General features: G+C 67.8%; 16 protein-coding genes. 8 read left to right on the top strand and 8 right to left on the bottom strand.

Going from position 1 to position 19,605, the window contains the following annotated elements:
• Positions 1–473: 473 nt before the first annotated feature.
• Both pgm and RF650_RS11470 read right to left on the bottom strand, forming a co-directional pair.
• Positions 474–2,108 (bottom strand): phosphoglucomutase (alpha-D-glucose-1,6-bisphosphate-dependent), encoded by a 1,635-nt coding sequence (gene pgm / locus RF650_RS11475; RefSeq protein WP_368814964.1) that lies wholly within the window; start codon positions 2,106–2,108, stop codon positions 474–476.
• A gap of 124 nt (positions 2,109–2,232) precedes the next feature.
• Positions 2,233–3,750: an amidase gene (locus RF650_RS11470; RefSeq protein WP_368814963.1), complete on the bottom strand. Its 1,518-nt coding sequence runs from the start codon at positions 3,748–3,750 to the stop codon at positions 2,233–2,235.
• Positions 3,751–4,013: 263 nt separating this feature from the next.
• Here RF650_RS11470 and RF650_RS11465 point away from each other — a divergent pair, with 263 nt between their 5' ends.
• Positions 4,014–5,060, top strand: a complete 1,047-nt coding sequence (locus RF650_RS11465; protein ID WP_368814962.1) for a hypothetical protein — start codon at positions 4,014–4,016, stop codon at positions 5,058–5,060.
• A 195-nt stretch (positions 5,061–5,255) separates the two neighbouring features.
• Here RF650_RS11465 and gabT read toward each other — a convergent pair whose 3' ends face one another.
• From gabT to RF650_RS11450, 3 genes are all read right to left on the bottom strand, one after another.
• Positions 5,256–6,599, bottom strand: coding sequence for a 4-aminobutyrate--2-oxoglutarate transaminase (gene gabT / locus RF650_RS11460; protein ID WP_368814961.1), 1,344 nt, complete (start codon positions 6,597–6,599; stop codon positions 5,256–5,258).
• 173 nt (positions 6,600–6,772) lie between these two features.
• Complete coding sequence (locus RF650_RS11455) at positions 6,773–8,248, bottom strand: NAD-dependent succinate-semialdehyde dehydrogenase (protein WP_035959265.1); 1,476 nt, start codon at positions 8,246–8,248, stop codon at positions 6,773–6,775.
• A 103-nt stretch (positions 8,249–8,351) separates the two neighbouring features.
• Entirely contained in the window at positions 8,352–9,800 is a 1,449-nt protein-coding gene (locus RF650_RS11450; RefSeq protein WP_131333433.1) for an APC family permease, read from the bottom strand.
• 277 nt (positions 9,801–10,077) lie between these two features.
• Between RF650_RS11450 and RF650_RS11445 the strand changes: the two genes are divergently transcribed.
• Both RF650_RS11445 and RF650_RS11440 read left to right on the top strand, forming a co-directional pair.
• Positions 10,078–11,454, top strand: coding sequence for an NAD-dependent succinate-semialdehyde dehydrogenase (locus RF650_RS11445; RefSeq protein WP_064847247.1), 1,377 nt, complete (start codon positions 10,078–10,080; stop codon positions 11,452–11,454).
• A 159-nt stretch (positions 11,455–11,613) separates the two neighbouring features.
• Positions 11,614–11,910 (top strand): hypothetical protein, encoded by a 297-nt coding sequence (locus tag RF650_RS11440; RefSeq protein ID WP_368814960.1) that lies wholly within the window; start codon positions 11,614–11,616, stop codon positions 11,908–11,910.
• A gap of 97 nt (positions 11,911–12,007) precedes the next feature.
• Here RF650_RS11440 and RF650_RS11435 read toward each other — a convergent pair whose 3' ends face one another.
• The gene (locus RF650_RS11435; RefSeq protein ID WP_276401447.1) at positions 12,008–12,130 is read right to left on the bottom strand and encodes a hypothetical protein; all 123 of its coding nucleotides are present in this window, start codon (positions 12,128–12,130) and stop codon (positions 12,008–12,010) included.
• A gap of 367 nt (positions 12,131–12,497) precedes the next feature.
• Between RF650_RS11435 and RF650_RS11430 the strand changes: the two genes are divergently transcribed.
• Positions 12,498–13,538, top strand: coding sequence for an Lrp/AsnC ligand binding domain-containing protein (locus RF650_RS11430; RefSeq protein ID WP_179861257.1), 1,041 nt, complete (start codon positions 12,498–12,500; stop codon positions 13,536–13,538).
• 133 nt (positions 13,539–13,671) lie between these two features.
• On the opposite strand, the gene RF650_RS11425 is transcribed toward RF650_RS11430, so the two are convergent.
• Together RF650_RS11425 and RF650_RS11420 are read right to left on the bottom strand one after the other, a co-directional pair.
• Positions 13,672–15,300 carry an amidohydrolase gene (locus RF650_RS11425; RefSeq protein WP_368814959.1) on the bottom strand — a complete coding sequence of 543 codons (1,629 nt, stop codon included), beginning with the start codon at positions 15,298–15,300 and terminating at the stop codon, positions 13,672–13,674.
• A 214-nt stretch (positions 15,301–15,514) separates the two neighbouring features.
• Positions 15,515–16,324, bottom strand: coding sequence for an aminotransferase class I/II-fold pyridoxal phosphate-dependent enzyme (locus RF650_RS11420; RefSeq protein ID WP_144998919.1), 810 nt, complete (start codon positions 16,322–16,324; stop codon positions 15,515–15,517).
• A 68-nt stretch (positions 16,325–16,392) separates the two neighbouring features.
• Here RF650_RS11420 and RF650_RS11415 point away from each other — a divergent pair, with 68 nt between their 5' ends.
• The 4 genes from RF650_RS11415 (at position 16,393) to RF650_RS11400 (ending at position 19,601) form a co-directional block, all read left to right on the top strand.
• The gene (locus RF650_RS11415) at positions 16,393–16,764 is read left to right on the top strand and encodes a hypothetical protein (RefSeq protein ID WP_368814958.1); all 372 of its coding nucleotides are present in this window, start codon (positions 16,393–16,395) and stop codon (positions 16,762–16,764) included.
• Positions 16,765–16,867: 103 nt separating this feature from the next.
• Positions 16,868–17,203 carry a rhodanese-like domain-containing protein gene (locus RF650_RS11410; protein ID WP_098054231.1) on the top strand — a complete coding sequence of 112 codons (336 nt, stop codon included), beginning with the start codon at positions 16,868–16,870 and terminating at the stop codon, positions 17,201–17,203.
• Positions 17,200–18,201, top strand: a complete 1,002-nt coding sequence (pheA, locus tag RF650_RS11405) for a prephenate dehydratase (RefSeq protein WP_368814957.1) — start codon at positions 17,200–17,202, stop codon at positions 18,199–18,201. The genes RF650_RS11410 and pheA overlap by 4 nt, the downstream gene beginning before the upstream one ends.
• A 5-nt stretch (positions 18,202–18,206) precedes the next feature.
• Positions 18,207–19,601, top strand: a complete 1,395-nt coding sequence (locus RF650_RS11400) for a GntP family permease (RefSeq protein WP_368814956.1) — start codon at positions 18,207–18,209, stop codon at positions 19,599–19,601.
• Positions 19,602–19,605 lie beyond the last annotated feature (4 nt).

Raw genomic sequence — 19,605 nt, 5'->3', positions numbered from 1 at the left:
CAGCTCGATTACGGCGTGCGCGCCACTCGGGTGGGTGAGCACGGGGCCGTACGGCGCGTACCAGAGCCGCCCCGACCGTGAGGTCTCCTCAACGACCAGGGCGTGCCAGCCGGGCCCCGAGAAGAGGTGGGTGGCGGGGCCCAGGGCGGCCTGGAAGCGGTGCCATGGTTCGGACTGCAGCACGGCGGCGGGTCCGAGAATGGTGGGGGGTTGGGGGCGGGTGGCGGGCGCTACGTGGACTCCCCAGGGGCTGGGGACGGGGTGGAGCGCTGGTCGACATTCTCGAGTGCGGCAGGGAGGACCCCCCCCACCGAGAATCGGGACCTGCCCATGGTCGACAACGAACGAGAGGGCGTGCAGTTGCACGCCCTCTCGTTCACGGCCCTGCTGCGCAGAGAGGCCACACCGCCGGGACGGCTCAGGGACGCCGCGTCGGTGAGTGCCGCCTCCGTGACGTCCCGGGTTCTGCGGTCTCAGCCGATCACTGAATCCACGAGCGCCTTGGCCTCCTTCTGGACCTGCGCCAAATGCTCCGCGCCCTTGAACGACTCCGCGTAGATCTTGTACACGTCCTCGGTCCCGGACGGCCGGGCCGCGAACCACGCGGATTCCGTGACCACCTTCAGCCCGCCCACAGTGGCGCCGTTACCCGGCGCCTCGGTGAGCTTGGCGATGATGGGTTCCCCGGCGAGGGTCTCCGCGGTGACCTGCTCGGCGGACAGCTTCTTCAGTACGGCCTTCTGCTCGCGATCGGCCGGGGCGTCGATGCGCTCGTACACCGGATCCCCGAACTGCTCGGTGAGTTCGGCGTAGCGCTGCGACGGCGTCTTGCCCGTGCGTGCGGTGATCTCCGCGGCGAGCAGCGCCAGGATGATGCCGTCCTTGTCAGTGGTCCACGCGGAACCGTCCATCCGAAGGAACGACGCGCCCGCGGATTCCTCCCCGCCGAAGCCGATGGATCCGTCCAGCAGACCGGGCACGAACCACTTGAAGCCCACGGGGACCTCCACCAACCGGCGGCCCAGCGAGTCGGCCACGCGGTCGATGATCGAGGACGACACCAGGGTCTTACCGATCCCGGCTTCCGGGGACCACCCGGCACGGTTGCGGTAGAGGTAGTCGATGGCCACGGCCAGGTAGTGGTTGGGATTCATGAGCCCGGCATCCGGGGTCACGATGCCGTGCCGGTCGCTGTCGGCGTCGTTGCCGGTCGCGATGTCGTACTCGTCCCGGTTGCCGATCAGGGACGCCATGGCCGAGGGGGAGGAGCAATCCATGCGGATCCTCTCGTCCCAGTCCAGCGTCATGAACGCCCACTGCGGGTCCACCTCGGGGTTGACCACGGTCAGGTTCAGCCCGAAGCGCTCGCCGATCTCCTGCCAGTACGCCACAGACGCCGAGCCCATGGGATCCGCGCCGATGTGCAGCCCGGATTCCTTGATGACTTCGAGGTCGATGATTTCCGGCAGCGCGGAGACGTAGCTGTCCAGGAAGTCGAAGGTCCCGGTGGTCTCCGCGGCGGCGGCCTCCTCCAGGGGCACCCGCTCCACACCATCGAGGCCCGCCGCGATGAGATCGTTGGCGCGGTTCGCGATCCACTCGGTGGCGTCCGTGTCCGCGGGGCCGCCGTGCGGGGGGTTGTACTTGAAGCCGCCGTCCGTGGGTGGGTTGTGGGACGGGGTGATCACGATGCCATCCGCGCGGTCCTCGGGCTCGGAGGCGTTGTACGTGAGGATCGCGTGGGACAGCGCCGGGGTGGGCGTGAAGCCGTCCCGGGAGTCCAGCAGGGTGCGCACGCCGTTGGCCGCGAGCACCTGCAGGGCGGTGTCCTGCGCGGGTCCGGACAGCGCGTGCGTGTCCTTGCCCATGAACAGTGGCCCGGTGATCCCCTGCTCCGCGCGGTACTCCACGATCGCCTGGGTGATCGCGGCGATGTGGTGCTCGTTGAACGAGGTCTTCAGTGAGGACCCGCGGTGCCCGGAGGTGCCGAACACCACACGCTGGTCAGGATCGTCCGCGTCCGGGACGCGGTCGAAGTACGCGGCCAGGAGCTGGTCGATGTCCACGAGGTCACTGGGTTGGGCGACGGTGCCCGCACGGTTGGTCATGGTTCAAACCTAGTCCCGATCGCGGCGCCCGTCAGTCGTTTTCCGCAGGTTTCCGCGCACCGCACGCCGGGGCCCGAACGGCCGGTGGCAGCGGGCTCGCAGCTCGCGCTCAGAGCAGGTGCCGTCAGGCCACCAAGGACGCGCGCGGCGTGGTCGGCGGGTCCAACTGCGCCGCGAGCGCGAGCAGCCACGCCTCGGACGACGCCGCTCCCACCAGGTGCACGCCCATGGGCACCGGCCCGGGATAGTTGCCTCGCTCGGGTGTAGCCCACGTGGTGGGGATCGTGATCGCGGGCAGCCCCACCACGTTGATCAGGGAGGTCCACGGGGTGTACTGGCATTGCCGCATATAATCCTGCTCGGCACCGGCGGGGTCGGTGATGTCGAAGCCCTCGTGGAACCAGCCGATCGGGCGCGGAGGCATGGCCAGCGCCGGAGTGAGGATCATGTCGTACTGGGCATATTGGCTGATCACATTGGCCTCGATGTCCCGCAGGACCGCCACGGCATCGGCGAGATCCACCGCGGACCGTGTCAGCGCGCGGTCCCGGAACGCCCGGGCCAGGCCCGTGAGCTGACCTTCCTGCCCGGTTAGCGGCAGCTGCCCCATGACGGTGCTCCACAGCCGGAAGAACGCGTCCGGGTAGGCCGGGTCGTAGGAGATCCGGGCGTCGACGACGTCGTGCCCCGCCCGCTCGAGGCGCCGCACCCCGTCGTCGAGCGCGGCACGCGCCTCGGGTGATACGGAGATGTCGTAGGTCTCGTCGAAGGGCGACGCCGTGCTGACACCGATCCGCAGCGGGCGCTCACCCCACGGCATCCGCCCGGCCAGGGCGGCGTCGACCACTGCCGTGAAGGACGGCTCGGGCGCGGCCCGGACGGGGCGGTCGATCCGATCGTGTCCGGGGGTGTGGCACAGCACGTCCATGAGCAGGGCGGCATCCCCGGCGGTGCGCGTGATGGGGCCGTTGACCCCAAGTTGTCCCACGTTGGACAGGGCGTCGTTGCTCGGGACACGCCCACGATTGGGTTTCAGGCCGATGAGTCCGCAGGCCGCCGCGGGGATCCGGATGGAGCCGCCGCCGTCGGAGCCCACGGCCCCGGGCAGGATCCCCGCGGCCACGGCGGCCGCTTGACCCCCGGAGGACCCGCCAGGGGAGCAGTCCAGGGCGAACGGGTTGCGGGCCGGAGGGAAGGCGCGATTCTCCGAATAGCAATTGAGCAGGAACTCGGGGACCTGGGTCTTGCCGAGGATCACCGCACCGGAGGCTTCGAGGGTCGCGGCGAGCGGCTCGGATGCGGCGGCGGGCGGCACGGTACCGGTCTCGTCCCGCGTGGTCAGTGAGCCCCACGTGGTGGGCATCCCGGCGACGTCGTGCCCGTCCTTGAGCGCGGTGGGGATACCCAGCAGGGCGGGGAGCTCGGAGGCATCCTCCTCGGAGTCGCCTCGGGCGCTCGAGAGCCGCTCGTCCGCGCTGCGGGCCCGCTCGAGGGTGGCCTCTGGGACCACATGGACAAAGGCCCCCAAGTGCGCGTTGAGCTCGGTTATCCGCTCGAGCGTCCGCCGGGTCAGCTCCTCGCTCGTCACCTCCCCGCGGCGCAGGGCGGCAACGGTCTCGGTCAACGTGGGGAAGTGTTCCACCGTGTCCTCCATGGCGTTCGGGACGTGTGCGGGGACCCCAGCCTAACCATTGCGCGTCATGAAGTTCTCAGAGCGGGGGCGGCGCTGCCGAGGACGGTCGGACCGACACTGCCTGGGAAAGGTTTTCGAGGACTCGTACCCGGGAATCGAACCAGTCCAACCCTCTGAGCTCCGTCATGATCGCCTGTTCGATCCCGACGCCAAAATCGCCGCAGTATGCTCGAATTTCCCCTCACGCATCACACCGAGAAAGTAGATCCCCCATGAAACGGTCGCTCTCCGTCGCGGTTTTGGCCTTCGTCGTGCTCACCGGGTGTTCCGCGAACAATGACGCCTCGGACACCGGCCAATCAAGCGTAGGCGCGCCCAGCCCCCAGGTGTACCAGGATGTGCAGAACTGGTCAGGCGCCGGTGATAACGGGGCACGATTCACCGCTACCGGTGAGGTGAAAGCGCCGTCCGGGGTCGAGGAAGCCCGCCAGTTGATGGGAAAATCGAACACTCCGCTGCATTTCCTGGCCGTCACCGTTGACAACATCAAGGGCGCAGACTCAATCACCACGCTGAAGGCGACTTTCACGACGCCGGCCGGTGACCTGGTCGAATACACCCCACTCGGCGACTACCTGAACGAATCGGAAGCGCCGGAGAGCTCGAGCGTCGATGCCACCAACCGGATCATCGAGGTGCACAACGCTTTCAGTTGGGATGAATACGAAGTAATTGCGGGCCAGAAGAAGACCGTCGTTCTCGGCACGGAGAGCGCGTACCCTCACCAGGTGACTCACGCGACTGTGGGAGAGGGCATAACCCTTACTCCCTCCGACCGATCCGCTGAAACGGACAGGGCCACCGGAGCCCCCGAGGCAAAGGTGCCCGTCGGCAGCAATGATCGGCTGGCTGAGCTCTACGGCACCACGCTGAAGGGCAATGACATCAATTTCCGCATTTTCAGCCCGAATGCCCAGAAAGAACTCAACGCCGTGATGCCTCCCCAGCTCAATGGCGCATGGGGCGCATTGTGTTCACATGCCGCCACCCAGGAACAGCTCATGGAGACTGGCGTCAACGCGAACGGCCACAATTGGCGGCCCTTCCAGTACGCGGTGACTGAGAGCGGTGCGCCCCCACTCAGCGGCGATGCGAAGTCCAAAGAATATGAGGCGGCCTCGCTGGCGGAACTTTCTCACGGGGGATCCTGCGCCGTCATCCAGTCACCGGACACATCTGCTGCCACCAAAACCAGCGTCGCCTCCGTGGGCCACTACCTGGGCAACTCGACTCTGGAAGCCACGGTGTACGTGAGGTAGCCTCCCGGCTCCGGATCGGACGCCCCCTGGGGAACTGTGGGGGGGGTAGAGCCCGACTTCGGGCTGACTGCGGCTCAGTCGATGCCGTGCGTTTGACGGATACCCCAGCCCTGCGCCCCGGACACACGAACGGGCGGCCACCGGAACCCCGGTGACCGCCCGCCGTCGTACGCGGTAAAGCTCAAGAAGCGCGGATCAGGCGCCAGCCGCCTCGATGGCCTTGGAGAAGATCCGTAGGCCCTCGCGCAGCAGGTCGAAGTCGATCACGAGCGGCGGCAGCAGACGCACATTGTTGCCGAAGGTGCCGCACGTGAGGATGACGACGCCCTGCTCGAGGCACTTGGCCGCGATCTGCTTGGCGGCGTCCGCGTTGGGTTCCTTGGAGCCGGGCTTCACGAACTCGAGCGCCATCATGGCGCCGCGCCCACGCAGCTCGCCCACGATGGGGGAGGACTCTGCCAGAGAGCCGAGCTCATCCTTGATGATCTTCTCGATCTCGAGGGCACGGTCCGCGAGGTTCCAGTCCTCGATGGTCTCGATCGCGCCGAGAGCGGCGGCGCACGCGACGGGGTTACCGCCGTAGGTGCCGCCCAGGCCGCCACCGTGCACCACGTTCACGAGCTCTGCGCGGCCCACCACGCCGGACAGAGGCATACCGCCGGCGATGCCCTTGGCGAAGGTCACGAGGTCCGGCTCGACACCCTCGTACTCGGAGGAGAACCACTTGCCCGTGCGGGCCACGCCGGCCTGGACCTCGTCCGCGACGAAGACCGCGCCGTTGTCCTTGCACCACTGCGACAGGGCGGGCAGGAAGCCCGGGGCCGGGACGATGAACCCGCCCTCACCCTGGATGGGCTCGATCACGATCGCGGCCACGTTCTCCGCACCCACCTGCTTCTCCACGAGGGACAGGGCGCGCTTGGCGGCGTCCTCGCCCGTCATGCCCTCCGGATCGCGGAAGGGGTAGGACATGGGAACGCGGTACACCTCGTTGGCGAACGGCCCGAATCCCTGCTTGTACGGCATGACCTTGGAGGTCATGGCCAGGGTCAGGTTGGTGCGGCCGTGGTAGGCGTGGTCGAAGACCACGACCGCGTTGCGCTTGGTGTGCACGCGCGCGATCTTCACGGCGTTCTCCACGGCCTCCGAACCGGAGTTGAACAGCGCGGCGCGCTTGTCGAAGGCCCCAGGGGTCAGGGACGCGATCTTCTCGGCGACCTCCACGTACCCCTCGTAGGGGGTCACCATGAAGCACGTATGGGTGAACTTGCCCACGGCCTCGCGCACCTTCTCCACAACCTTGGGCGCGGTGGCGCCCACGGAGGTCACGGCGATGCCGGAGCCCAGGTCGATGAGCTGGTTGCCGTCCGCGTCCTTGATGATGCCGCCGTCGAGCTCGTCCGCGTAGACGGGCACGGAGGAGGCGACGCCGGCCGCGACCGCCTTCTCCCGCCGCGCCGCGAGTTCCTGCGACTTGGGGCCCGGGAGGGCGGTCTTCAGATCGCGCTTCTGCTCGAGCCGGTATTCGATGTCAGCCATGTTCGGTTGCCCTTTCACTACAGCGGCACGGGGACGCGAAAACTCGATAATCGGATCCGCCCCGGAAAGCCCCGGTGATCCGGGGCTCCAACCGAGGCGGGTCCGTGTGCGGCCGGTGCCGGGAGTTCGGACCCTCGTGGGGCCCTCCTCCCGTCAGACGGGCGCGGGCGTGCTCAGGCCCAGGGCGAGGGCATGCCCATGTACTGCACGGTGGTGTACTCCTCGATGCCCTCGGCGCCGCCCTCGCGGCCCAGGCCCGATTCCTTGACGCCGCCGAACGGCGCCGCGGCGTTGGAGATCACTCCCACGTTCATGCCCAGTAGGCCGTACTCGATGCGGTCGCCGATGCGCAGGGCACGCGAGATGTCCTCGGTGAACACGTAGGACGCCAGGCCGTACTCGGTGGCGTTGGCCAGGCGGACGGCGTCGTCCTCGTCCTTGAACGTGATCACGGGGGCCACGGGGCCGAAGATCTCCTCCTTGAACACGCGGCACTGCTCGGTCACACCGGTCAGCAGGGTGGGCTCGAAGAAGTACCCCGGCCCGTCCACGGCCTTGCCGCCCACGACGGCCTCGGCGCCGTTGTCGAGCGCGTCCTGGACGAATTCGGCGACGCTGTCGCGGGCCTTCTTCTCGACCAGGGGACCCACGGTGGTGTCCTCCTCGAGACCGTTGCCGGGCTTGAGGGCGTCGAGCTTCTCCGCGAACTTCTTGGAGAACTCGTCCGCGACGGACTCGTGCACCAGGAAGCGGTTGGCGGCGGTGCACGCCTCACCCATGTTGCGCATCTTGGCGGCCATGGCGCCATCCACGGCCTTGTCCAGGTCCGCGTCCTCGAACACGATGAACGGGCCGTTGCCGCCCAGTTCCATGGAGGTACGCAGCACGCGGTCCGCAGCGGTCTTCATGAGCTGCTTGCCCACCGGGGTGGAGCCCGTGAAGGAGATCTTGCGCAGCCGGGGATCCTCCATGATGGGCCCGGAGACGTTGGACGCGGACGCGGAGGACACCACGTTGAGCACACCCGCGGGGATGCCGGCCTCGATCATGAGCTTCGCGAAGAACTGTGAGGTCAGCGGGGTCAGGCGCGCGGGCTTGAGGATCATGGTGCACCCGGCGGCCACCGCGGGGGCCACCTTGCGGGTGGCCATGGCCAGCGGAAAGTTCCACGGGGTGATCAGCAGGCACGGGCCCACGGGCTTGTGGGTCACGATCATCTTGAGGTTGCCCTCGGGGGTGTCCACGTAGCGCCCGTAGTGACGCACGGCCTCCTCGGAGAACCAGCGCAGGAACTCGCCGCCGTAGACGACCTCGCCCTGGGACTCCTTGAACGGCTTGCCCATCTCCAGGGTCATCAGCAGTGCGAGATCGTCCTTGTGCTCCTGGACGAGGTCGAACGTCCTGCGTAGGATCTCGGAACGCTCGCGAGCGCTCGTGCGGGCCCAGGACTCCTGGGCGTTCGCGGCGGCGTCCATGGCCGCGCGCGAGTCCTCCTCGGTCGCGGAGGCCAGCGTGGCCAGCACCTCGCCGGTCGCGGGATTCTCGACGTCGAACGTCCCGCCGTCGGAGGCATCTCGCCACTCGCCGTTGATCAGGAGGCCCTTGGGTGTGGCCTCGAGGACTTCTGAAACCCGGTCTTTGATGCTCATCTGGTTCCTTTCTGGGAACTCCACTCGGCGTGGTCCGGTGCAGTCTCGAACTCGTGGGACATAGCTCCCTTCCTCCATGGTATGCCCGGCCGCAACGGTGCGATCAGCGGCTGCGGGTTCGTGACTCGCTCACTGCCACGAGCCGCTCCTCGGCGTCCGCGCCGGGGGCGATCCCGCGCGGGATGCGCAGCATGAAGATCAGCCCCAGGACCCACCACAGCGCGAAGATCACGTAGGGGGCGGTGCCCAACCCCGCGGGCATCCCGGGCAGGTACAGCACAGCGAGTCCCAGGCAAAGCACTACGGACAGCACACCGATCACCACACCGCCGTGGTGCTTCCCGCCGATCCGGTAGGGCCGCTCCATCTCCGGTTCGCGGCGTCGCAGGATCACGAACACGATCGACACCAGCAGGTACGCCACCACGATCGAGGGCGAGCCGGAGTCCACGAGCCAGCCGAGCATCTCGGTGCCGAAGAACGGGGCGATGAAGGACAGCGCCCCCACGAACAGCAGGGCATTGGAGGGGGTCCCGTACTTGGGGTGCAGCTTGGCGAACCAGCGGGGCAGCATCCGGGAGTTGCCCAGGGCCCAGAGCAGACGTGAGGCACCCATGAGCAGGGAGTTCCAGGACGTGAGGATCCCGGCCAGGCCACCGGCAAGCAGCACGTTGGCCATGGCGCCCGAGGTGAAGAGGTTGCCGAACGCGTCCGCCACGGCGATGTCCGCGTTCGCGAGGTCATGTGCGGACATCGCCGAGGACGTGGTGAGGATGACCATCACGTACCACGCGGTCGCTATCAGCACGGAGATGACGATCGTGCCGCCCAGTTTCTTGGGCGGCAGGTGCATCTCCTCGGAGACCTGCGGGATCACGTCGAAGCCCACGAACAGGAACGGGACCACCACGAGCACCAGGGAGAACCCGGAGACACCGTTGTGGAAGAAGGGCTCCATGTTCTGTTCCGAGCCGCGCGTGAACGCGCCGAAGACCATCATGAGTCCCACGATCGCCAGGAAGATGATCACGAAGACCTGCACCGTGGACGCCTGCTTCACACCGCGTAGGTTGATCCACGTGATCACCACGGCGCTGAGCGCACCCACGAGCGCCCACGTGAGGTTCACCTCGAATCCGGCGATCGTCCACAGCGGGACGTGGCTGAGGTTCGGGAAGATGTACTCCACGGTGCGAGGTACGGCCACGGCCTCGAACGCCACGATCGTGATGTACCCGACCGTGATCGCCCACGAGCCGATGAATGCCCACCTGGCACCCATGCCCCGCAGCAGGTAGTTGTGCTCACCGCCCGCGGCGGGCATCGCGGCCACGAGTTCGCCGTACACCAGGCCCACCACGGCCATGATCGCCCCGCCGGCCACCATGGCGAGCACCGCGCCCATGGTCCCGGCGTCGTTCAGCCAGCCTCCCGTGAGGACCACCCAGCCGAAGCCGATCATGGCCCCCACGCCCAGGGCGATGGCGTCCAGCCGCCCCAGGACCTTCTTGAACCCTGCGCCGTGCTCCGGGAGATGGCGTTCGTGTGTCATGCATGCCGTCCTGGGATGTCGAGGATGTAGAGGTTGTTGCGCTCCATTGTCCGCGCGGACGGCGCCCCCCGGGGCTTGTGTGCGAGTTCGTGTCATCGACAGCGGGCGGAGGGCGACGGCGCTGGGTCCCCTTGGCCGCGGAAGCAGCGGCGTCGTCGGTGGGCAGCAGGTCCCGGCAGAGAGGGGAATGACGGCGCGGGGTGGGGGCAGGTGTCATGAAGTCTCGCCCTCGGTGAACGCTATGTCGTGAGAGTGTGGCGGGGCATACGCTCACAGCATGGCTTACGCAACAATCAACCCTGCAACGGGTGAGACCCTCAAGAAGTTCGACACCGCCACGGATCAGGAGATCAAGGACGCCGTCCAGCGTTCCGCCAAGGAGTACTCCTCCTGGCGCAATGTCCCGGTGGCCGAGCGCGCTCAGCTGATGCACAAGATGGCGGAGCTGTACCGCGAGCGTCAGGACGAGCTCGCCGCGATCCTCACGGAGGAGATGGGCAAGCCGGCCGCGCAGGCCGCGGGCGAGGTCCAGATCGTCGCCGCGATCTACGACTACTACGCGGACAACGCGGAGGAGTTCATGAAGGGCCGCAGCCTGACCCCCTCCACCGGGGGAGAGGCCCGTGTGGTCCTGGACTCCACGGGTGTCCTGCTGGGCATCATGCCGTGGAACTTCCCGTACTACCAGGTGGCCCGTTTCGCGGCCCCCAACGTGATGCTGGGCAACACCATCTTGCTCAAGCACGCCGGTAACGTCCCGCAGTCCGCGCTGGTGCAGGAAGAGCTGTTCCACGAGGCGGGCTTCCCCGAGGACGTCTACATCAACGTGTTCGCGTCCAGCGACCAGATCGCGGAGATCATCATCCCGGACCCCGCCGTCCAGGGTGTGTCCCTCACGGGCTCCGAGCGTGCGGGTGCCTCCGTGGCCGCGACCGCCGGCAAGAACCTCAAGAAGGTTGTGCTGGAGTTGGGCGGTTCGGACCCCTTCATCGTGCTCGACGATAAGAACGTGGAACGCACCGTTAAGCAGGCCGTGAATGGGCGCATGAACAACAACGGCCAGGCGTGCACCAACGCCAAGCGGTTCATCGTGCTCGAGGACGCGTACGAGACCTTCGTGGAGAACTTCGCGGAGGCCGTGCAGGGGATCACCCCGAGCGATCCCACGGACGAGAAGACCTTCCTGGGCCCGCTGTGCACCGTGTCCGCGCGTGACGAGATCATGGAGCAGGTCCAGGACGCCGTGGACAAGGGTGCCACGGTGCTGGCCGGCGGCAAGAAGCTGGACAAGCCCGGTGCTTGGATGGAGGCCACGCTGCTCGCGGACGTGACCCCCGAGATGCGCGCCTACGCCGAGGAGATCTTCGGCCCGGTAGCCGTGGTCTACAAGGTCAAGGACGTGGACGAGGCCATCGAGCTGGCCAACTCCTCCTCGTTCGGTCTGGGCGGTTCCGTGTTCGGCGCCGACGAGGCCGAGGCCCTGGAGGTCGCCAAGCGTGTGGACTCCGGCATGGTGTTCGTCAACGAGGTCACCGGCACCGCTCCGGACCTGCCCTTCGGCGGCGTCAAGCGCTCCGGGGTGGGCCGTGAGCTCGGCCCGTTCGGCATCGAGGAGTTCGCCAACAAGAAGCTGCTGCATACCCCCAAGAAGTAATTCCCGCGCGGCCGGGTTCCACATCCGGGACCCGGCCCTGTACGACGACGTCGCCCCCGCACCGAGAAGGTGCGGGGGCGACGTCGTACCGAGAGAAGGCGGACCCTAGTGCCGCAGGTCCTTTTGGCCTTGGTCTCGGGCGGAATGGAGGCAACCACGGTGGAGACCACCAGCAGCAGGCCCATGTGCAGCGAGAACCTGCCCGCCGAGTACTGCGTGTTGATCCAGTTCTGGAGGTACGGGGCGGGGCCGCCGAAGATGGCCACGGCTACCGCGTACGGGAAGGCCACGCCCACGGTGCGTACGCTCGTGGCGGGCAGGAACAGGGAGAGGAACATCTGGCCCACCATGGCGTTGAGCGGGAAGAACAGCAGCAGCGGCACCAGATTGCCGATGATCAGCGACGGACGCCGGCCCCAGATGTCGGAGAGCTTGCCCCACAACGGCAGGGAATGATCAGGACCACGTTGGCCAACAGGCTCGCCTGCAGGGCGGTGGCCTGGGGGTTGAAGATCTCACGCGCGCAGTAGATGGAGAACGTTGCGTAGATGCTTCAGTCGTACCACTCGAGTGCGTTGCCGATACCGGTGTGGATGAGTGTTTTCCTGGAGGAGACCGCCGGGCCGCCGAGGTTGGTCTCGGTGGCTATCTCAGAGGAAGCAGCGGGAGTAGACATGTCGTGCATCCTGAGAGGTGAGGGCGGGTCAGATCAGCCCTGTCAAGTCGTCACCGCGGGTAACAGCCATGCAGCGTGCTAGCCGCTCTGCATGATGTGATACAAATAGCCAACTGTATGACATAAATTTCTACAATTTTGGGTCGCTTGAATCGATCTTATTTCAACTCGGGTGTCCGAACGTCTCGGTTACGACTTGGCACCGGACGGTCCTCGCACTCATCATGGGGCGTTGGGAGCCGCGGTCGGGCCCGGGAGTACGTCCGTCCCACGGGTCGCATGCCGCCATCCTGGGACGGCTGAGCGGCACCGCCCGCGCCGCCACCCCGGCGCCACCCGTGCCACGAGCCCAGGAAACAGAGGACCCATGCTGAGCAACGGCCACATCAAGAGCGAGCTCTCCCCCCAGGATCAGGAACTGATCAGTTTGCTGCAGTGGGCGCCGCGCATCACGTGGGGGGAGGCGGCCGAGATCCTGGGCGCGCACGCCACCACGCTCGCCGGCCGGTGGGAGAAGCTGGAACGTTCGGGCATCGCGTGGATCACGGCGCAGGTCAACCTCTCGGACACCCGCAACCAGCTCAGCTTCATCGAGATCTCGTGCGATCCGGGAGGCTGGGCTCACGTGGTGGACACCTTCACCGCGATGCCCGAGGTAATCTCCGTGGAGGCGTTCGCGCCGTCCCCGGACCTGGGGTTGACCGTGCTCAGTCACGACCTGGAATCGCTGTCCCGTTTCGTGGAGGAACAGATCTCGCAGGTGCCGGGCGTGGCCAAGGTGCAGCTCATGCTCTCGTCACGCCTGCACCGAGCGGGCGACAAGTGGCGACTGGACCAGCTCAGCGACGAGCAGCGCGCCGCGGCCCAGGCGTGGACCTCCGCCGAACAGGCCGCCCTGCCCACCTCAACCACCGCGCTCGGGGAGGACCAGCGCCCGGTGATCGAGGCCCTCATGCGTGACGGCCGCGCGAGCGCCGCGGAGATCGCCCGCAGCACGGGGCTGCACCCGGCTACGGCCCGGCGCTACCTGCAGAAGGTCCTGGCCTCCGGGCTGTTGAGTATTCGCTGCGACCTGGTGCAGGGGCTCTCGTCCTCCCCCGTGACCGCGCAGTGGTTCATGCGTTTGAATGCTTATCGGCACGAGGACGCGGCCGAGGCACTCGCGAAGGACCCACGCACCCGCGTGGTCTCCTCCATCACGGGGCGCTCCAACATGATGGTGGTCATGTGGCTCTCCTCCGTGGGGGAGATCATCGAGGCCGAGCAGGCCATCCAGAGTCTCGTCTCGGACGTGGAGATCCAGGAATCGGTGATCTCCCTGCGCCCGCTCAAGCGCATGGGCTGGGTCCTGGAGAACGAACGTAACGCCACCAGGACCTTCGTGGCCCCGCACCTGCACTTGAGCTGAGCGCGCGGTCGGTCTGCGCGGTCGCGGGGTACGACGCCGCAGGGTCACCCGCCCGGACGACGTCGCCCGGAGACGCACGCGGGCGACGTCGCCCGTGGGACGTGCGTGAGCGTCGTCGTTGTGCCCCGCGCTGTCAGTTCGCGCGCTGGTAGCGGATCTGGGCGCTCACCACGGTGGCCTCGACCACGGTGGCCTTCACGCCCTCGGCGTCCTCGGAGAAGATGTCGCGGTCCACGCTCACGAAGTCCGCGAGCATCCCCGGGGCCAGGCAGCCCTTGAGGTTCTCCTCGTAGGACGCGCGGGCCACCGCGTGGGTGTAGTAGTACACGGTCTCCGCGCGCGGGAGCCGCTCGTGGGGCTGCCACCCGCCCTCGGGCGCGCCGTCCCGTGTGCGGGTGATGGCCGCGTGGATGCCCTGGAACGGGTTGGGGTCCTCTACGGGGCCGTCGGAACCGAACACGAGCTCGGCGCCGGCCTCGCGCAGACTGTTCCACCCGTAGGCTACGAGGTCGCGCTCGGACAGGAAGTCGTTCATGGGGATGTCCGCCGTGCAGTGCATGGGCTGCATGGACGCGGTGACTCCCAGCTTACGGAACCGGGGGACGTCCGAGCGCTTCATGTACTGGGCGTGCTCCACGCGCTGGCGCAGGCCGAAGACCCGGGCGATCGACTGACTCTTGGCGAACGCGTCCAGCACCTCCGTGGTGGCCTGGTCACCGATCGCGTGGACGGCCGTGGCGATCCCGGCGGACGCCGCCAGACCGATCCAGTGCTCGAGCTCGTGCGGGGACGTGACCGTCATGCCGTGGTTCTCGGTGCCCGGCCACGCCTCGGACATGTGGCACGTGTGCGAGCCCAGGGCGCCGTCCGCGAAGAGCTTGAGCGGGCCGATCGAGATCCACTCGTCCCCGGAGGCCGTGCGGATCCCGCGCCGGATGGCGTCGTGGACCTGTTCCTGGTGCAGCACCTTGTGGATGCGGATGTCCAGCTCGCCGCGTTCGCGCAGCTTCTGGTACGCGTACAGGCAGTCCGCGCCGTCGATGTCGTGGATGGATGTGATGCCCCGCTTGAGCAGCTCACGCTGACCCAGGGGCAGGTAATCGTCGATGTTGCCGGAGACGTCCGACTGCATGAGCCCGTCCCGGATGGGGATGGCCGCGGCCTCCCGGATCACGCCGGTGAGCTCACCGTGCTCGTCCCGCACGAACTCGCCGCCGTCAGGGTCCTTGACGTTCCGGTCCAGGCCCAGCTCCCGCAGCGCCTTGGAGTTCAACCACAGGGTGTGCCAGTCCAGGGACCCCAGGGCCACGGGGATGTCCGGGGCCACGGTGTCCAGCGCGTGGCGGTCCGGCAGCTCGGGGACGTCCCACGCGTTGACGTTCCACTGCCCGCCGAAGATCCACGTGATGGACTCGTCCGCCATGCCTCGCTCCACGAACGGGCGTAGCACCTCGAGCGCGGACTCCAGGGACGTGCAGTGGCGCATGTCCGGCTCGATGAGGGAGCGGGAGTACATGGCCGAGTGGATGTGGCCGTCGCCCATGCCCGGGAGCACGTAGGTGCCGCCGAGATCGGTACGTTCGGTGCCGAGCGGCGCGAGGTCCTTGAGCCGCTGGTAGTCGCCCACGGCCACGATGCGGTCGTCGGAGGTCAGGATGGCGTCCGGATGGGGCATGTCGTGGGAGTGCCACTGGGCCTGGGGAGTCCATCCGGTGGCCGGATTCATGGCGTGCACCGTGGCGTTGTGGAAGAGGCGGAACATGGAACGGGCTCCTAACGGCCGGCCCCGGCGCCGACACAGTTGTGTGATGGTGCGCCGACCCCCGCGACGGCGCCCCCACGAAGCGGAGTGCAAGGATCGGGCAACCGCAGTCCTCGATCCATCAGTCTAGGTCGCAGCGGATACGGCCCGGCAGAACGACGGCGCCGGGCCTCAGAATTGTTGACACCGGCGCCGTGGCGTTCGGGCGAACCGATCAGGCGTTCATGGCCTTCTTCAGGGTGGTGGTGAAGATCTCCACACCCTTGCGGATCTCGCCATCGGCGGGGTGGCAGAAGGACATGCGCACCTCGTACTCACCGCGGCAGTCCGTGGAGAACGCGGTGCCCGGGACGAACACCACGCCCTTGTCGATGCCCTCCATGCACAGGTCGTAGGAGTCCACGTCCTGCGGCAGGGTGATCCACGAGTAGAAGCCGCCCTCGGGGCGGGTCCAGGTCACACCGTCGGGCATGTGCTCGTCGAACGCGTCCATCAGGGTCTGGGCCCATTTGCCGTACAGCACGCGGTACTCGTCCAGCACGGAACGCCAGTCGTACTTCTCGAGGCACCCGGCGACCACTTCCTGAGCGAAGGCCGAGGGACTGAGCACAGGGGCCTCGCTCTGCAGACACAGGATCGTGGCGAGCGAATCGGGGGCCACGGTCCAGCCCACGCGCAGACCCGGCGTGAACATCTTGGACGCCGAGCCCAGGTAGACCACGTTCTCGTCGTCCGCGCGCATGGCACGGGCAGTCTGACCCTCGAAGCCCAGCAGGCGATAGGGGTTGTCCTCCGCGATCAGCACGGGGTGCGCGGCGCGGACCTCACAGATCCGGTCGCGGCGCTGCTGCGGCATCATGGTCCCGCCCGCGTTCTGGAAACTCGGGATGGTGTACAGGAACTTGATGCCCCGGTCCTGGGACTCGAGCTCCTCGATGGTCTCCTCGAGTTCGTCTGGGGTCAGCCCCTCGTGGTCGATCGCCACGTGGACGACCTCCGCCTGGGCGCCCGCGAACACGGCCATGGCGCCCGAGTAGGAAGGCGCTTCCGCGAGGATGACGTACCCCCGGATCGATCATCACGCGGGCGAGGGTGTCCAGACCGTTCTGGGAACCGGTGGTCACGAGCGCGTTCTCACGCGTGAACGCCACGCTGTACGCGTGCGCCCGCTCGCTGCGCAACCTCGCGGCCCACGGTCAGGCGCGCGGCGTGTCCTTCAAGCTGCCCGACGTTCCCGTGACCAACTACCTGTGCCTCGCGTTCCTGATCCTGCTGAGCCTGTACATCATGTTCGACATGACCAACCCGCACTGGTACTACAGCCTCATCGCGGGCATCGTGATCCTCGTGGGCACCGACATCGGCTACGAGATCTCCACGCGTCACGTGGCCAAGCACGGCCTGTCCGAGCTGGGGCGCTCGCACCCGTCCGAGCACGACAAGACCGGCACCGACGTGCGCTGAGCGACGTCGCCCGCGGCACCCCGCGCCGTCGGCGCTGAACACCGCGCCCTGCCGCTATGGTGGGGGTCCGAGTGAACTGAGCAGTCGAACGACGAGGGACGCCATGGACAACGTGAACAACTTGCCGTCCGCCACAGTGGACGAGATCCCGGCGGGCGCACCCATCCTGGACGTGCGCGAACAGAACGAGTGGGATGCCGGGCACATCGACGGTGCCCAGCACCTGCCGCTGTCGCAGCTCGCGGAGCGCACGGACGAGGTCCCGCTGGATCAGGACGTCTACGTGATCTGCCGTTCCGGCGGCCGCTCGCTGCGCGCCACCGCGTACCTCGCGCAGTACGGGTACGACCCCGTCAACGTGGTGGGCGGCATGGGCGCGTGGGCGGACGCGGAGAAGCCCATCGTGTCCGAGACCGGGGAAACGGCGCGCGTTCTGTGAACGCAGCACTGTCCGGCGTGGCCTCGGGTCCTGTGGACCCGGGGCCATGCGCTCGTGAGTACGCCTTCCTGGGCCCCGAGGGCACGTTCACCGAGGCGGCACTGAGGCAGGTCCCGGGGGTCGACGACGCCGCGTGCACCCCCATGAGCTCCGTCCCGGCCGCGCTTGCGGCCGTTCGAGAGGAACGTGTGGACGCCGCCGTGGTGCCCATCGAGAACTCGGTGGAGGGCGGCGTGACCGCCACACTCGACGACGTCTCCTTCGGTGCCGAACTGCGGATCCTGCGCGAGATCCTGGTGCCCGTCCAGTTCGTCCTCGTGGCCCCGCCGGGCGTGAGCCTGTCCGACGTCCACGCCGTGGCGACCCACAGTCACGCCTGGGCGCAGATCCGCGGCTGGGTCGAACAGAACCTCCCAGGCGTGAGCTACGTCCCCGCGTCCTCCACGGCGGCCTCGGCCATGGACATGTTGGACGGCACGGGCGGGGTGAGCACCGAGGGCCTGGGCTACGACGCCGGCGTGTGTTCCCCCGTGGTCGTGCAGCGCCACCCCGAGCTGAACGTGCTGGCCGAGGACATCGGGGACAACGAGCACGCGGTCACGCGTTTCGTGCTCGTGGCCCGCCCAGATGCACCCATGCCCGAGCCCACCGGGGCGGACAAGACGTCCCTGGTGATCCCGCTGTGGGAGGACCGTCCCGGGGCGCTGCTGGAGATCCTCGAGCAGTTCGCCACGCGCGGGGTCAACCTGACCCGCATCGAGTCCCGCCCCACGGGCACCCACCTGGGCGACTACTTCTTCTCGGTAGACATCGACGGCCACATTCGGGAGGACCGGGTCTCCGAAGCCCTCATGGGTGTGCGCCGGATCTGCCCCCGCACCCGATTCCTCGGGTCCTACCCCCGCGCCGACGGGCGCGCGGTCCACGTGGCCAAGCACTACAGCGACGCCGCCTTCATCCAGGCCCGTTCGTGGGTCAACAACCTGAAAGGACATTGACGTCCATGGAGATCGAGGGCTGGAGTCAGACACTGACAGCCGGGCCGTTGCTGCTGATCGCGGCGGCGGCCATCGCGGTGTTGTTGGTGCTGATCATCACATTCCGCGTGCACGCCTTCCTCGCGCTGATCATCATCTCGGCGCTCACGGCGTTCGCCACGGGCATCCCCACTTCCCAGGTGGTGCCCGTCCTGCTCTACGGCTTCGGTAACACGCTCGCCAGCGTGTCGCTGCTCGTGGGGCTGGGAGCCATGCTGGGCCGCTTGCTCGAGACCTCGGGCGGCGCCCAGGTGCTCGCGGACCGGCTCATCCGCGCGTTCGGGGAGAAGCGCGCGCCGCTGGCCCTGGGCGTGGCCTCACTACTGTTCGGCTTCCCCATCTTCTTCGACGCCGGTCTGGTGGTCATGCTGCCCGTGGTCTTCTCGGTCGCACGCCGACTGGGCGGCAGCGTGCTCACGTACGCGCTGCCCGCCGTGGGCGCGTTCTCCGTGATGCACGTGTTCCTGCCGCCCCACCCGGGTCCGGTCACCGCCGCCACGTTCTTCGAGGCGAACGTGGGCTACATCATCCTGGTGGGCCTGATCTGCGCGATCCCCACGTGGTACGTCTCCTCCTACCTGTTCGGCAAGTTCTCGGGGCGCCGGATCAAGCTCCCGGTCCCCGCGATCCTGGGCCAGGCCGAGGACGTCCGCAACCCCCCTGCGGTGGGCATCGTGGTGGCCATGCTGCTGCTGCCCATGCTGCTGATCTTCCTCAACACCGGCCTGGGCACGCTCGCCAAGTCCGGAGCGGTCTCCGAGGAGACCTCGTCCCAGGCGTGGTTCGAGCTGCTGCGCGCGATCGGTGAGACGCCCATCGCCCTGACGCTCACGCTCATCATCGCCGCGCTGACCATCGGCAAGGCCCGCGGGGTGAGCGGTTCCGCGATCGAGAAGACGTTCGAGTCCGCCCTGGGCCCCGTGTGCTCGGTCATCCTGATCACCGGCGCCGGTGGCATGTTCGGCGGTGTGCTGCGCACCTCCGGGATCGGCAACGCCCTCGAGGACGTGCTCGCGGACCTGGGCATCCCCCTGATCATCGCGGGCTTCCTGATCGCCGCGGTCATGCGCGTGGCGCAGGGTTCCGCCACGGTCGCGCTGACCACGGCCGCGGGTCTGATCGCCCCGGCGGTGCTGGCCGCGGACTACAACGTGGTGCAGCTCGCGGCCATGGTCGTGGCCGTGGCCGCCGGTTCCGTGGTGCTCTCCCACGTCAACGACTCCGGGTTCTGGCTCGTGGGCCGGTTCCTGGAGATGGATGTGCGCACCACGTTCAAGACCTGGACGGTGCTCGAGACCATCATTGGTGTGCTGGGCTTCGCGATCGCCGCGGCGATCTTCGGACTCGCAGGCGCGGTCTGAGCCC

This window comes from Kocuria sp. CPCC 205297 (genome assembly GCF_040981035.1).
Taxonomy (GTDB): Bacteria; Actinomycetota; Actinomycetes; order Actinomycetales; family Micrococcaceae; genus Kocuria; species Kocuria marina.
Note: the sequence above shows the minus strand (reverse complement) of the source record. Positions and strands in the feature narration are given on the sequence as shown.

What these genes read in the sequence shown, in the direction of transcription:
- RF650_RS11410 (WP_098054231.1), top strand. Translation starts at nt 16,868, where the DNA reads ATGGACAACGTGAACAACTTGCCGTCCGCCACAGTGGACGAGATCCCG.
- RF650_RS11465 (WP_368814962.1), top strand. Translation starts at nt 4,014, where the DNA reads ATGAAACGGTCGCTCTCCGTCGCGGTTTTGGCCTTCGTCGTGCTCACC.
- RF650_RS11455 (WP_035959265.1), bottom strand. Translation starts at nt 8,248, where the DNA reads ATGAGCATCAAAGACCGGGTTTCAGAAGTCCTCGAGGCCACACCCAAG.
- gabT (WP_368814961.1), bottom strand. Translation starts at nt 6,599, where the DNA reads ATGGCTGACATCGAATACCGGCTCGAGCAGAAGCGCGATCTGAAGACC.
- pgm (WP_368814964.1), bottom strand. Translation starts at nt 2,108, where the DNA reads ATGACCAACCGTGCGGGCACCGTCGCCCAACCCAGTGACCTCGTGGAC.
- RF650_RS11435 (WP_276401447.1), bottom strand. Translation starts at nt 12,130, where the DNA reads ATGTCTACTCCCGCTGCTTCCTCTGAGATAGCCACCGAGACCAACCTC.
- RF650_RS11400 (WP_368814956.1), top strand. Translation starts at nt 18,207, where the DNA reads ATGGAGATCGAGGGCTGGAGTCAGACACTGACAGCCGGGCCGTTGCTG.
- RF650_RS11450 (WP_131333433.1), bottom strand. Translation starts at nt 9,800, where the DNA reads ATGACACACGAACGCCATCTCCCGGAGCACGGCGCAGGGTTCAAGAAG.
- RF650_RS11425 (WP_368814959.1), bottom strand. Translation starts at nt 15,300, where the DNA reads ATGTTCCGCCTCTTCCACAACGCCACGGTGCACGCCATGAATCCGGCC.
- RF650_RS11420 (WP_144998919.1), bottom strand. Translation starts at nt 16,324, where the DNA reads ATGGCCGTGTTCGCGGGCGCCCAGGCGGAGGTCGTCCACGTGGCGATC.
- RF650_RS11430 (WP_179861257.1), top strand. Translation starts at nt 12,498, where the DNA reads ATGCTGAGCAACGGCCACATCAAGAGCGAGCTCTCCCCCCAGGATCAG.
- RF650_RS11445 (WP_064847247.1), top strand. Translation starts at nt 10,078, where the DNA reads ATGGCTTACGCAACAATCAACCCTGCAACGGGTGAGACCCTCAAGAAG.